This is a genomic window from Pseudomonas grandcourensis, assembly GCF_039909015.1.
In the GTDB taxonomy this organism is placed as follows: Bacteria; Pseudomonadota; Gammaproteobacteria; order Pseudomonadales; family Pseudomonadaceae; genus Aquipseudomonas; species Aquipseudomonas grandcourensis.
Window position 1 is genome coordinate 6,351,139 of the sequence record NZ_CP150919.1, and the last position, 12,116, is coordinate 6,363,254.

Consider the following 12,116-nt stretch of genomic DNA (forward strand, 5'->3'; position numbering starts at 1 on the left):
GCAGACGAGCCTTCGAGACCCAGCAGGACCGGACGGGATTGCGTCCTCTTAAACGCCATTCGCGCCAGGCAAGACTCCCATTGGGCCAAGCCCTAACTTAAAACAGGATTACTCATGTCCTTTGCTTCCCTCGGTCTCTCCGAGGCTTTAGTCCGCGCCATCGAGGCAGCGGGCTATACCGAGCCTACTCCGGTGCAACAGCGGGCCATTCCCGCCGTGTTGCAAGGTCGCGACCTGATGGTCGCGGCACAGACAGGTACTGGTAAAACCGGCGGTTTCGCCCTTCCGATCCTGGAGCGGCTGTTCCCCAATGGTCACCCGGACAAATCCCAGCGTCACGGCCCGCGCCAACCGCGCGTACTGGTCCTGACCCCGACTCGCGAACTCGCAGCCCAAGTGCATGAAAGCTTCAAGGTCTATGCCCGTGACCTGAAGTTCGTCAGCGCCTGCATCTTCGGCGGTGTCGGCATGAACCCGCAGGTTCAGGCCATGTCCCGTGGCGTAGACGTGCTGGTGGCCTGCCCTGGCCGCCTGCTCGACCTGGCCGGCCAAGGCAGCGTCGATCTGTCCCACGTGGAAATCCTCGTGCTGGACGAAGCCGACCGCATGCTCGACATGGGCTTCGTCCATGACGTGAAAAAGGTCCTGGCCCGTCTGCCGGCCAAACGCCAGAACCTGCTGTTCTCGGCGACCTTCTCCAAGGACATCACCGACCTCGCCGGCAAGCTGCTGCACAATCCGGAACGCATCGAAGTCACGCCGCCGAACACCACGGTCGAGCGTATCGAACAGCGCGTATTCCGCCTGCCGGCCAGCCACAAGCGTTCGCTGCTGGCGCACCTGATCACCGCCGGTGCCTGGGAACAAGTGTTGGTGTTCACCCGCACCAAGCACGGCGCCAACCGCCTGGCCGAGTACCTGGACAAGCATGGCCTGAGCGCCGTCGCGATTCACGGCAACAAGAGCCAGAACGCCCGCACCAAAGCCCTGGCCGACTTCAAGGCCGGTGAAGTGCGCATCCTGGTCGCCACCGACATCGCCGCTCGCGGTCTGGACATCGACCAGTTGCCTCACGTGGTCAACTTCGAACTGCCGAACGTCGATGAAGACTACGTGCACCGCATCGGCCGTACCGGCCGTGCCGGTCGTTCGGGCGAGGCGATTTCGCTGGTCGCCCCGGACGAAGAAAAACTGCTGAAAAGCATCGAGCGCATGACCAGGCAGAAAATCGCCGACGGCGACCTGATGGGCTTCGATGCCAGCGCCGTGGAAGCCGAGAAACCTGAAGTGCGCGAGCGTCCGGACATGCGTAACCCACGCAATCCACGTGGCCCGCGCGGCGACGGTCCGAACGGCAGCGGTGGCGGCGGCGGTCGCAAGGACAAAGGCAAGGACAAGGGCAAGGAAAAACCGGCCGGCGAACGCGGCGAGCGCCCTGCCCGTCAGCAGAAGCCACGTGAAGGCACTCCGGCTCGCGAACAGCGCCCGTCGCAGCCTCCTCGTGCCGCCTCTGATCGTGCCCCGGACGAGTTCCTGGATGACGATATCGATAACTTCGGTAACCGCGTCGACTACGTACCGCAGCAGAAACCTGCTCAAGGCCGCGGTCGCCGTCCGGGTGCTCCGGCACAAGGCACTGCGGCAGGTTCGGGCGCTCCACGTTCCGGCAAACCACAAGGTCGCCAGAACGGTCCGCGCAACAGCGATGGCGCCAGCACCGGCACCCCACCGGCCAAGCGTAGCGGTCCTCGCAGTGGCGCACCGCGCGACGGCCAGGCCCGCCGCGAAGACTCGCGCGATCGCCGCCCGGCCCGTGACGACCAGCCGCGTTCGGAGCCAGCCGTACAGAACCCGCGCGGTCCCGCGCCGAAGATCATGCACAAGGAGTCGAAGGCTGACCGCTTCCCGACACCAGAGCAGCTGGATCAACTGCCAAGCCGTCCTCGTGGTGAGAAACCAGCGCTGCTGACCCGCAATCGCTGAGTTATCGCTGAAATGAAAATGCCCCGGTTCGAAAGAGCCGGGGCATTTTTTATGGCTGACCAATTACCTGTGGGTTTGCATTGCCTGGCAGATTACGTACGCCAATAAAAAACGCCCCTGATCTTTCGATCAGGGGCGCTTTTGTGTCAGAGCGAAAGTTATTTCGCTTTAACACCTTCAAACGTGACGTACAGATCAACTGCGTCGGACTGTGGACCCAGGTCCATCATCTTGCCGAAATCGGAACGCTTGATGCTGGTAGTACCCTCGAAGCCTGCACGGTAGCCGCCCCATGGATCCTTGCCTTCACCCAGGAAAGTGGCCTTGACCACGACTGGCTTGGTAACGCCGGCAATCGTCAGGTCGCCGCTCACGTCAGCAGTGTCTTTGCCAGCGGCGTTTTTGCCAGTGGATTTAACGCTGGTGGACTTGAAAGTAGCCTTGGGGAAATCAGCCACTTTCAGGAAGTCTTTGCTGGAGATGTGCTTGTCACGTTCAGCGTTGTTGGTGAAGACGCTGGCGGTGTTCACGTTGAACTCGATCTTGCTGTCTTCAGGCTTGGCAGCGTCGAAGCTGAACTTGCCGTCAAGGTCCTTGAAGGTACCGGTGATGTAGCTGTAGCCCAGGTGGCTGATCTTGAAGTTGACGAAGGCGTGCTGGCCTTCCTTGTCGACGGTGTAGTCAGCCGCCATCACATTGGCAGACAGAACAGCAGAACCGATTGCCAGAGCGGCGAGAGTCTTTTTCAACATGCTTTGTTTTCCTTGGGAGTCGAGGTTGAACTTCAGGCTTTGCGACCCAGCATTCGCTTGAGGGTCACATCACGGTCGATAAAGTGGTGCTTCAATGCTGCCAACGCATGGAGGCCGGAAAAAATTACCAGCACCCACGCCAGGTAGAGGTGAATCGCACCGGCGTTATCTGCCTGGTCCGGCAGTCCGGAAACCAGGGCAGGCACTTCAAACCAGTCAAACACCGGAATCCCGGCACCTTCTGCGGTGGAAATCAGGTAACCGGCAATCATCACAGCGAACAGACAGAGATACAGAAAGGCATGGCCGAGCATGGCACCCAGACGCGTCATGCGGCTGTAACTGGCCAGGGTGGGCGGCGGCGGGCTGATGAAGCGCCACAACACGCGCAATACCATGACCCCTAGCAGGATCAAGCCAATGCTCTTGTGCAGATCCGGCCCCGACTTGCGCCACGGGTCGTAATAGCCGAGGCCGACCATCCACAGCCCGAGGGCGAATAAACCGAACACGGCCAGTGCCACGCCCCAGTGCATGAAGATGCTGACCCAGCCGTAGCGGGAGGTAGAGTTACGTAGCTGCATTGCCTAGATCCCTGTAAGTGCTGGCCCAAGACTATCGAGTTATCTATCGAATTAAAGCGGAAAATTTTGCTTTGAAATATCGAGAAATACGATCAAGAGTCTGAAACAGGCGAGTTAAGAAAAGATTAAAGGCCAATGTGTGTACAAAAATGTAGCCCAATTCAACAACACTTCTTACCAAAGGTTTATTCGATTGTGTGCCCGGATTTCTCCGGGCATAAAAAAACGCGGCATTTACGCCGCGTTTTTTTGATCCCGGGGCTTATTACGCCTTGGTATCCGTTGCCGGGGTGGCAGCCGGTTTCTTCGCCGGTTCGGTTTTCTTGGCCGGTGCCTTGGCCGGGGCTTTTTTCGCCTCGGTCTTGGCAGCCGGTTTCGCCGGAGCCTTCTTGGCCGGCTCGGCTTTTACCGGGGTTGCTGGCTTCGGTGCTTCGACGGGAGCCGGTGCAACGGCCGGAGCGGCTGCTGGCGCAGGAGCAGGTGCTACCGGCTCAGGTACCTTGACTGGCTCCGGCTTCTTCTCGTCATCCGAGCCGCCGAACAGGTTGCTGAAGAAATTGCCTTTCTTCGCCACCACCGCACCAGCGCCCGCCGCTGCGGCAGCCGGACCCACTTTCGCCGGTTCGAACGACTTGCCCGCCGCCAGGTCTTCAACCTGGCTGGCTGCACGTTGACCGGTGCGCAGCGCGCCTTCCAGGGTGCCTGGATACAGGGTGTCGGTGTGTTCGCCAGCGAAGGCTACGCGCTGAATCGGGCGTTCCCACAGGCGCCAGAACTTGCTGATCTGGCCCGGACCGAAGGCCAGGTAGGCGCCGCCAGTCGACGGGTCGGTGCTGTAGCGACGGATTTCATAACCAGTGAACGAACCGCGAGCCTGTGGATAGAACGCGTGCAAACGGATCAACACCTGATCGACCATCTGCTTGTCGCCGAATGCCTGCATCACCCGCGCGTTGTCGCCGGACAGGTTGATCACCACGTTGGCGCCACCCTTCAGGGCAGGCTCGATCCACAACATGCCAAGGCCGGTGTTGCTGAAGATTTCGCCAGACATGCGCGCCTTGGGCTCCCATACCGGCGTCTTGAACTTCAGCATGATCTGATCGCGCCAGCCGTAGTTGGTGCCCTTGATCGCCGCCATGTGCTGGGCGTCCAGCGCCGGGGTCATCTGGATCTTGTTCAGGGCGCGCAGTGGCACGGCCAATACAACGTAGTCAGCCTTATAAGCGACACTGTCGACTTTGACGGTCACGCCGTCCTTGTCCTGAATGATCGACGAGACCGGGGAGCTGGTCTTGATGGTTTTCAGCTGTTTGACCAGGGCCTGGGCCAGCACCGGGCTGCCACCGACCAGGCGCGAAGCACGCAGGTCACGATCGGAGACGCCACGGTAGACGCGGCCCTGCTGCGCGAAGTACAGCAGCGACAAGCGCGAAGGCTCGTCGTAGCGGGTACGGATCTGCTGGTTGATCAACTGGCGGGCGGTGGCCGGCAGGTTCTGCTTGTCGAGCCAGCTCGACACGTTCATCTGGTCCAGCGCATGCAGCGTGTTGTTGGCGGCCGGGTTCTGCGGGTCGTCAATCGAGCGCGCCAGATCGTCCACGGTCTTGTCGAAACGCTTGAGCGCCTCGGCGGTGGCCGGCTGCTTGGTCGCCAGGTCGGCGGCGGAGAAATACTCGCCATCGATCAGGTAGCCTGGGGTCCGCACGAACTCAGGGGCTGGCGTGGTGCTCAGCTTGAAGGTCGATACGTACTTGTTCAGCACCGGCTGGACCTTGTCGTTGCCGATCCACTCGCTGGTGGCCATGCCGGAGCGACCGCCCAGGCTCGACTTGGCTTCCAGCAGGGTGACCTGCCAGCCCTTGTTCTGCAGCTCATACGCGGCAGTCAGGCCCGACAGGCCGCCGCCGATCACGATCGCGGTTTTATCCTTGGCCAGCGCAGACACGCTGAACAGCCCCAACATCACCAGCGCACAGGCGCGCAGCCAACCGACAGACATTCAGCGAACTCCGGAATCACACGAGGAAAACAGCAGTTTTTGCGAGCCAGACGGCTCAAGAACCGCGAAGGATACGTCAGCCTTCAGACGCCCGCCAGCAACGTCTATCGGCCTGTACAAAGTAGCTCATTCGACACAATGGGTTGTCCCCGTGGCACGCATTGCATAGGCTTGCGCGATTGTTTGTCCGCGCTTGTCTCGGACCGCCTCCAGGAGAGTGAAAATGGGCCTGAATAATCAGTGGATGCAACGCGATCTCGCCGTGTTGTGGCATCCCTGCACCCAGATGAAAGATCACGAACAACTGCCGCTGATCCCGATCAAGCGTGGGGAAGGCGTGTGGCTGGAAGACTTCGAAGGCAAGCGCTACCTCGATGCGGTCAGCTCCTGGTGGGTCAATGTGTTCGGCCACGCCAACCCGCGGATCAACCAGCGCATCAAGGACCAGGTCGACCAGCTCGAACATGTGATCCTTGCCGGCTTCAGTCATCAACCGGTGATCGAGTTGTCCGAGCGCCTGGTGAAGATGACGCCGGAAGGCCTGACCCGGTGCTTCTACGCCGATAACGGGTCGTCCTGCATCGAAGTCGCGCTGAAAATGAGCTTTCACTACTGGCTCAATCGCGATCAGCCGAACAAGAAGCGCTTCGTCACCCTGACCAACAGCTACCACGGCGAAACCATGGCGGCGATGTCTGTGGGTGACGTGCCGCTGTTCACCGAGACCTACAAAGCGCTGTTGATGGACACCATCAAGGTGCCGAGCCCGGACTGCTACCTGCGCCCCGACGGCATGAGCTGGGAAGAACACTCGCGCAACATGTTCGCCGCCATGGAGCAGACCCTGGCCGAAAACCACGACACGGTCGCGGCGGTGATCGTCGAGCCGCTGATCCAGGGCGCCGGTGGCATGCGCATGTACCACCCGGTGTACCTCAAGCTGCTGCGAGAAGCCTGTGACCGCTACGGCGTGCACCTGATCCACGACGAAATCGCCGTCGGCTTCGGCCGCACCGGGACGATGTTCGCCTGCGAACAGGCCGGCATCCGCCCTGATTTCCTGTGCCTGTCCAAGGCCCTGACCGGTGGCTATCTGCCGCTGGCGGCGTGCATGACCACCGATGAGGTCTACAGCGCCTTCTACGACGACTACCCGACCCTGCGCGCCTTCCTGCACTCCCACAGTTACACCGGCAACCCGCTGGCGTGCGCGGCGGCCCTGGCGACCCTGGATATTTTCGAAGAAGACAACGTCATCGAGAACAACAAGGCCCTGGCCCAGCGCATGGCTTCGTCGACGGCGCATCTGGTCAACCACCCGAACGTGTCCGAAGTGCGCCAGACCGGCATGGTGCTGGCCATCGAGATGGTCAAGGACAAGGCCAGCAAGGAAGCTTATCCGTGGCAGGAACGTCGCGGCCTGAAGGTGTTCCAGCACGCCCTGGAGCGCGGTGCTTTACTACGTCCGTTGGGCAGCGTGGTGTATTTCCTGCCGCCGTATGTGATTACCCCGGAGCAGATCGACTTCCTTGCCGAAGTGGCCAGCGAAGGGATCGACATTGCAACCCGTGACAGCGTCAGCGTGGCAGTGCCGAAGGACTTCCACCCGGGGTTCCGTGATCCGGGTTGATACCCGATACCGTTCCCTCGCCACAAATGCGATTCCGATCCAATTTTTAGAGACCCAGCATGAGACTGTCCCGCTTCTTTATCGACGCCCCCCTGAGCATCGGCGAGCACGAGTTGCCCGAAGCCCAGGCCCATTACATCAGCCGCGTGCTGCGCATGGCCGAGGGCGATGCGTTGCAGTTGTTCGACGGTTCGGGCCAGGAGTTTCGCGCCAGGCTGGTCGACGTCGGCAAAAAACGCGTCGTGGTGCAGATCGATGAAAGCTTCGCCGGGCAGGTCGAGTCGCCGCTGCAAATCCACCTCGGCCAGGGCCTGTCCCGGGGCGAGCGCATGGACTGGGCGATCCAGAAAGCCACGGAACTGGGCGCCACTGAAATCACCCCGATCTTCACCGAGCGCTGCGAAGTCCGGCTCAAGGACGAGCGCGCCGACAAACGCCTGCTGCACTGGCGCCAGGTGGCGATCAGCGCATGCGAACAGTGCGGTCGCTCGCAAGTGCCGGTGATTCATCCGCCGCTGTTGCTGGCCGACTGGTTGAAGCAGACGCAGGCTGAGTTGAAGCTGGTGCTGCATCCGGTGGCTGAGCCGCTGGTGAGCCATGCCAAACCTTCAAGTCTGGCATTCCTGATCGGTCCGGAGGGTGGTTTGTCCGATGCCGAAGTCGATCAGGCCAAGGCCGGCGGCTTCCATGCCGCCCGCCTCGGTCCACGTGTATTGCGCACTGAGACTGCGCCGGTAGTGGCATTGGCGGTGGCCCAGCAGCTTTGGGGTGATTTCTAAGGCCTCATCGCGAGCAGGCTCGCTCCCACATTGAAATGCATTTTCCTGTTCGCGATGGCAGCACCCAGGTCTGGCGCTACTGCACCGGATCACTCACCGGCTTGGCAATGATCGCCTTGAGTTCGCTGGTCATCGGGAACTCAAGGTTCAAACCCTTCGGCGGGATCGGCTGCTCGAACCAGCGCTTGTAGATGCCATTGATCTCGCCCGAGCTGTACAGATCCGCCAACGCGCCGTTGACCAGCGCCAGGAACTGCGGGTCGTCCTTGCGCACCATGCAACTGTAGATCTCCCGCGATTGCTCCTCCCCGACCACCACCCACTTGTGCGGGTCATTGGCCTTGGCACGCTCACCGTAGAGCAGCGCGTCGTCCATGTAGAACGCCACCGCCCGGCCTGATTGCAGCATCTGGAAGGCTTCGCCGTGGTCCTTGGCGCTGATCACGAACATGTCGATCTTGTGATCGACGTTGTAGCTTTTCAGGAAGCGCTCGTTGGTGGTGCCGGCGGTGGTCACCACGTTCTTGCCGCGCAGGTCGGCGAAGCTCTTGATCCCGCTGTCCTTCGCCGTCAGCAACTGGCCTTTGACGTAGATGAAGCCATAGGAGAAAGCCACCTGTTTCTGCCGTTCGGCGGTTACGCCGGTGGAGCCGCACTCCAGGTCCACGGTGCCGTTCTGCACCAGTGGAATGCGGGTCTGCGAGGTCACCAGGTTGTAGTTCACCTTCAAGTCCGGCAGCGCCAGTTGTTGCTGGATGCGCTCGACGATCTTGCCCGCCAGATCCACCGAGTAACCCATCGGCTTGCCGCTATGATCACCCACGTAGGAGAACGGCACCGAAGCATCGCGATAGCCCAGGGTGATGCTGTTGGCGCTGGCGATCTTGCTCAGGGTGCCGGTCAGCGGCGCTTCATTGGCCTGAACCTGACTGCCGAGCAACAGGCCAAGCGTACAAGCGAGCAACGTGATTTTTTGCATTGTTATTCTCCGTTGTGGGTGTTGGTTTATCAGACGCGTGCAGCGATGACGGTGATTTCCACCAGCACCTGCGGTCGGGCCAGTTCGGCCTGCACGGTGGTGCGGCTCGGTGCCTGTCCCGGCGATAGCCAGGCCGACCAGACCTCGTTCATCGCGGCGAAATCCTCGGTGATGTTCTTCAGGTAAATGGTCGCGCTGAGCAGATGATCCTTGTCGCTGCCCGCCTCGGCCAGCAAGGTATCGATTTTCGCCAGCACTTCACGGGTCTGGCCGCCAGCATCCCGGGCATCGCCCGGCACCTGCCCGGAGAGAAACACCAGGTCGCCAAAGGTAACGGCGCCAGACAGACGCGGGTTGCTGTGCAGTCGGGTAATGGTCATTGCAATGTCCTCTTCAGAAATCAGTATTCAGGCGGCCCGGTGGTTGAAACCACGCAGGTCGATGGAAGGCCGGCGCTCGCCGATCAGCTCGCTGAGCAAGCGCCCGCTGCCGCATGCCAGGGTGAAACCCAGTGCGCCGTGGCCGAGGTTGAGCCACAGGTTGCGATACACCGTCGCGCCCAGTAGCGGCACGCCGCTGGGAGTGGCCGGGCGCATGCCGGCCCACTCGACGGCTTCGTCATAGGCGCCGGCATTTGGAAAGGTGTCATGGGCCTGACGTTTGATCAGCGCCAGGCGCTTGGGGTCCAGCGCAGGGTCGAAGCCGACGATGTCGACCATCGCCGCCACTCGCAATTGCTTGCCGATGCGGGCATAGACGATCTTGCGGTCGTAGTCGGTGATGCTCACGTCCGGCGCCCGGTGACCGGCGCCGATCGGCACGGTCAGGCTGTAGCCCTTGAGTGGATAAAGCGGCAGTTGCAGCCCGGGCAGCGCCAACAGCGGACTGCGGTGACCGGCGGCGATCACCAGTTGATCGACCGGTAGCACGTGTTCGCCCAGTTCGATGGCGTTGACGCTGCCGTTGCTGTGGCGAATGCCGGTCACCGCTTGCCCGAGACGAAACTCGCAACGGCCGGACGCTTGCAGCCGGGCGGCCAGTTGCCGGCAAAAGCCATGGCAGTCGCCCACCTCTTCGTCCGGGGTGTAGATCGCCCCGACAAAGGGCGCATCGATCAGCGCCGGTTCCAACTGCGCACATTCGGCCGACGACAACACCTGCTGTAGCTGCGGGTCGGCCAGGCCCTGGCGTGCATGCTCGAAGCTGCTGATCTGGCGGAAAGTCACCAGTTTGCCATTGCGCCGCCACTGGAATCCCGCCAGTCCATCGTCCTCGCGCCAGGATTTCAATGTGTCCTGGCTCAACAGCGCCAGGCGCAGCAAGTGCGCGGCGTTCTCGCGGTTGACCGAGCGGCGGCAGGCGCCGAGGAACGACGCCATCCAGCGCCACTGGGCCGGGTCGAAGCGCGGGCGCAGCTTCAACGGTGAGTCGCCGCGCAGCATCCAGCCGATGGCTTGTAAAGGCACACCAGCGTCGGCCAGGGGCGCGACATAGCGATAGGACAACTGGCCGCCGTTGGCGAAGCTGGTTTCGCTGCCCAGCGAGTCCCGAGCCTCGACCACCGTCACCTCGAAGCCGTCGCGCACCAGCGCATAGGCCGTTGCAAGGCCAATCACGCCGCCACCGATGATGCACACATGCTGAGCCATGTCCGTCCTTAAAACCGTTGTGAAGACAAGGCCAAGGTTAGAGCCAGGTGACAGACGTTGAACAATGCATAAAGATGGCAAACACATAAACAAAGGTTATGGACTTGCCATGCGCCTTCGCCATATCGAAATTTTCCAGGCCATCCGCCAGACCGGTTCGATCAGCGCTGCAGCACAATTGCTGCACGTCTCGCAGCCCGCGGTGAGCAAGGTGTTGCAGCACGCCGAGCAACAATTGGGTTTTCCGCTGTTCCTGCGGGTGCGCGGCAAGTTGCAGGCGACGCCGGAAGCGCTGGAACTGGAGCGCGAAGTGGACAAGGTCAGCGAAAGCCTGAAAGGCGTGCGACGCCTGGCGCAGAGCCTGCGCCGCGAGCCCGGCCACAGTCTGCGTATCGGTGCCACCCCGGCGCTGGCCCTGTCATTGCTGCCGCCGGCCATTCACGAATGGACCGGGCGTTACCCGGACATCGTTTGCGAACTCTCCAGCGCCCACAGTCGCGAACTGGTGCAGAACCTGTTGATGCGCGAGGTGGATGTCGCCCTGACCCTGCAACGCCCGGATCACCCGGGGCTCAAGGCCCAGGCGCTGGCGTCCGGCGTGCTGGTGGCGCTGGCGCCGAGTGGTTACTGGCCTCAGGAAGACGTGGGTAAACCGTTGCCGCTGATGGCGCTGGCGGATGCGCCGCTGATCGGTTTATCCAGCGCCGATCCACTGGCCGCGCGGCTCGACAGTTACCTGGAAGCGGTCGAACCGCCGCCCCGGGTGCACATCGCCGTGCAAACCTACTCACTGGCACGGGCGATGGTGGAATCCGGCGCGGGCCTGGCGGTGATCGATCCGTTCACCGCCCTTGGCGCTTCTCCCGCCACCACAGCGATCCGCCCACTGGCACCACCACTACCCATCACCCTGTACGCAGTGACCCGCGCCGCCGAACCACCGCCCCACACCTTGAACGACCTGTTGCAGGTATTCAGCCGTCGAGCCCGGGAGCAGCTGGATCGCCTGGTCCCGGTACAGTCTTAAAGGACATAAAAGAAAATCGCCACAAAGTGCAGCAAACTCCCGGCGATCACGAACAGATGCCAGATCCCGTGGGCATGGCGCAGGCGATGATCGAGGGCAAAAAAGATAATCCCCACGGTGTACAGCACCCCGCCTGATGCCAGCCAGGCAAACCCGGCACCGCCCAGCGCCGCGAGCAGCGGCTTGACCGCCACCAGCACAACCCAGCCCATCACCGCATAAATCACGATCGACAGAATCCGCGCTTCCGAGCGCGGCTTGATCTCCTGCAGGATGCCGATCAGCGCCAGCCCCCAGACAATCCCGAACAAGGTCCAGCCCCACGGCCCGCGCAGGGTCACCAGGCAGAACGGCGTGTAGCTGCCGGCGATCAACAGGTAGATCGAAAAGTGATCGACCTTTTGCATGATCGCTTTCTTGCGCCCGCGCACGCTGTGGTACACGGTCGATGCGCTGTAGAGCACCAGCAAGGTAAAGGCGTAGATCGCCATGCTGACGATCTTCCACGGGCTGCCGTCGAGACTGGCCAGCACAATCAGCCACACCCCGCCGATAAACGCCGCCACGGCCCCGAGCAGATGCGTCCAGGCGTTAAGTCTTTCCCCGTGATACATGCGTTGCTTACCTCGCATTTCATTGCCGCAGAGCGCAAGGCTCAGGCTTGGAGCGTAAAAGCGCAATGTTTCTGTACGACGGGCCCGGCGTAATTGGGCACAATCGAGTCATTCCAA

Annotated in this window: 11 protein-coding genes; 4 read left to right on the forward strand and 7 right to left on the reverse strand. The window is 61.7% G+C overall.

Translation table 11 applies throughout. From position 1 onward, the window contains the following. The first annotated feature begins 114 nt into the window (after positions 1–114). Positions 115–1,983: a DEAD/DEAH box helicase gene (locus AABM52_RS28585; RefSeq protein ID WP_347909548.1), complete on the forward strand. Its 1,869-nt coding sequence runs from the start codon at positions 115–117 to the stop codon at positions 1,981–1,983. Between the two features lie 158 nt (positions 1,984–2,141). Here AABM52_RS28585 and AABM52_RS28590 read toward each other — a convergent pair whose 3' ends face one another. From AABM52_RS28590 to AABM52_RS28600, 3 genes are all read right to left on the reverse strand, one after another. Continuing rightward, on the reverse strand, positions 2,142–2,735 hold the full coding sequence (locus AABM52_RS28590; RefSeq protein ID WP_150672064.1) for a YceI family protein: 594 nt from the start codon (positions 2,733–2,735) through the stop codon (positions 2,142–2,144). A 32-nt stretch (positions 2,736–2,767) separates the two neighbouring features. Then, positions 2,768–3,319 carry a cytochrome b gene (locus AABM52_RS28595; RefSeq protein WP_347909549.1) on the reverse strand — a complete coding sequence of 184 codons (552 nt, stop codon included), beginning with the start codon at positions 3,317–3,319 and terminating at the stop codon, positions 2,768–2,770. 265 nt (positions 3,320–3,584) lie between these two features. Continuing rightward, positions 3,585–5,321, reverse strand: a complete 1,737-nt coding sequence (locus AABM52_RS28600; RefSeq protein ID WP_347909550.1) for a flavin monoamine oxidase family protein — start codon at positions 5,319–5,321, stop codon at positions 3,585–3,587. A 223-nt stretch (positions 5,322–5,544) separates the two neighbouring features. Between AABM52_RS28600 and AABM52_RS28605 the strand changes: the two genes are divergently transcribed. Both AABM52_RS28605 and AABM52_RS28610 read left to right on the forward strand, forming a co-directional pair. Beyond that, complete coding sequence (locus AABM52_RS28605; protein ID WP_347909551.1) at positions 5,545–6,951, forward strand: adenosylmethionine--8-amino-7-oxononanoate transaminase; 1,407 nt, start codon at positions 5,545–5,547, stop codon at positions 6,949–6,951. 59 nt (positions 6,952–7,010) lie between these two features. Beyond that, a complete protein-coding gene (locus AABM52_RS28610; RefSeq protein ID WP_347909552.1) occupies positions 7,011–7,730 on the forward strand; it encodes a 16S rRNA (uracil(1498)-N(3))-methyltransferase in 720 nt (239 codons plus the stop codon). A gap of 76 nt (positions 7,731–7,806) precedes the next feature. Here AABM52_RS28610 and AABM52_RS28615 read toward each other — a convergent pair whose 3' ends face one another. From AABM52_RS28615 to AABM52_RS28625, 3 genes are read right to left on the reverse strand one after another with little or no spacing between them, the layout of a single operon-like run. Continuing rightward, the gene (locus AABM52_RS28615; protein WP_347909553.1) at positions 7,807–8,709 is read right to left on the reverse strand and encodes a transporter substrate-binding domain-containing protein; all 903 of its coding nucleotides are present in this window, start codon (positions 8,707–8,709) and stop codon (positions 7,807–7,809) included. 29 nt (positions 8,710–8,738) lie between these two features. Further along, positions 8,739–9,089 (reverse strand): RidA family protein, encoded by a 351-nt coding sequence (locus tag AABM52_RS28620; protein ID WP_223456736.1) that lies wholly within the window; start codon positions 9,087–9,089, stop codon positions 8,739–8,741. Positions 9,090–9,116: 27 nt separating this feature from the next. Next, positions 9,117–10,358, reverse strand: a complete 1,242-nt coding sequence (locus AABM52_RS28625) for a D-amino acid dehydrogenase (protein ID WP_347909554.1) — start codon at positions 10,356–10,358, stop codon at positions 9,117–9,119. Between the two features lie 109 nt (positions 10,359–10,467). On the opposite strand from AABM52_RS28625, the gene AABM52_RS28630 reads away from it, so the two are divergent. After that, positions 10,468–11,385, forward strand: a complete 918-nt coding sequence (locus AABM52_RS28630; protein ID WP_347909555.1) for a LysR substrate-binding domain-containing protein — start codon at positions 10,468–10,470, stop codon at positions 11,383–11,385. On the opposite strand, the gene AABM52_RS28635 is transcribed toward AABM52_RS28630, so the two are convergent. Further along, on the reverse strand, positions 11,382–11,999 hold the full coding sequence (locus tag AABM52_RS28635) for a hemolysin III family protein (protein ID WP_347909556.1): 618 nt from the start codon (positions 11,997–11,999) through the stop codon (positions 11,382–11,384). The genes AABM52_RS28630 and AABM52_RS28635 overlap by 4 nt on opposite strands. Positions 12,000–12,116 lie beyond the last annotated feature (117 nt).

Coding starts and splice junctions, on each gene's coding strand:
- AABM52_RS28610 (WP_347909552.1), top strand. CDS start 7,011: ATGAGACTGTCCCGCTTCTTTATCGACGCCCCCCTGAGCATCGGCGAG.
- AABM52_RS28635 (WP_347909556.1), bottom strand. CDS start 11,999: ATGTATCACGGGGAAAGACTTAACGCCTGGACGCATCTGCTCGGGGCC.
- AABM52_RS28615 (WP_347909553.1), bottom strand. CDS start 8,709: ATGCAAAAAATCACGTTGCTCGCTTGTACGCTTGGCCTGTTGCTCGGC.
- AABM52_RS28620 (WP_223456736.1), bottom strand. CDS start 9,089: ATGACCATTACCCGACTGCACAGCAACCCGCGTCTGTCTGGCGCCGTT.
- AABM52_RS28585 (WP_347909548.1), top strand. CDS start 115: ATGTCCTTTGCTTCCCTCGGTCTCTCCGAGGCTTTAGTCCGCGCCATC.
- AABM52_RS28625 (WP_347909554.1), bottom strand. CDS start 10,358: ATGGCTCAGCATGTGTGCATCATCGGTGGCGGCGTGATTGGCCTTGCA.
- AABM52_RS28590 (WP_150672064.1), bottom strand. CDS start 2,735: ATGTTGAAAAAGACTCTCGCCGCTCTGGCAATCGGTTCTGCTGTTCTG.
- AABM52_RS28605 (WP_347909551.1), top strand. CDS start 5,545: ATGGGCCTGAATAATCAGTGGATGCAACGCGATCTCGCCGTGTTGTGG.
- AABM52_RS28600 (WP_347909550.1), bottom strand. CDS start 5,321: ATGTCTGTCGGTTGGCTGCGCGCCTGTGCGCTGGTGATGTTGGGGCTG.
- AABM52_RS28630 (WP_347909555.1), top strand. CDS start 10,468: ATGCGCCTTCGCCATATCGAAATTTTCCAGGCCATCCGCCAGACCGGT.
- AABM52_RS28595 (WP_347909549.1), bottom strand. CDS start 3,319: ATGCAGCTACGTAACTCTACCTCCCGCTACGGCTGGGTCAGCATCTTC.